The 429-nt window shown below is 40.8% G+C and carries 1 protein-coding gene; it reads left to right on the plus strand.

Annotated features, from left to right (window positions below):
• A partial coding sequence (locus J7R05_RS08285; protein ID WP_208541881.1) for a LysM peptidoglycan-binding domain-containing protein occupies positions 1 to 429 on the plus strand: 429 nt, incomplete at both ends.

Raw genomic sequence — 429 nt, forward strand, 5'->3', positions numbered from 1 at the left:
ATCTACCCGTTCAAATATGTCTGCAACTATGCCTACAGATTCGCAAATGCTATCATACGGTGGTATGATAAAAAGTACAGAATTGCCACCTATGGATCCGAGTAATGATTCATGGGCAGATGACGATAGTTCGTATATTTCCCAACGACAAGGTGGAGCTTCTCTTGATAGCCGGATCATGGGAACACCGCCACGCAATCTTGGAACCCTGTCTCGTTCACAAATGGATAATTCTCCTATTTTTCGACGAAACTCTTATATTGTTCAGAGTGGAGATACTCTGTTGAGTATTGCACGGCAAATTGGAACCAGTGTTGAAGCGTTAAAATTAACAAATGGTATAAGCAATAATTCCATCTATATTGGTCAGGTACTTATGATCCCTCAAAAGCGTACAGCAGCAACTTCAAATGTTCACAATGATGATCG

The organism is Bartonella capreoli (genome assembly GCF_902813205.1).
GTDB classification, from domain to species: Bacteria; Pseudomonadota; Alphaproteobacteria; order Rhizobiales; family Rhizobiaceae; genus Bartonella; species Bartonella schoenbuchensis.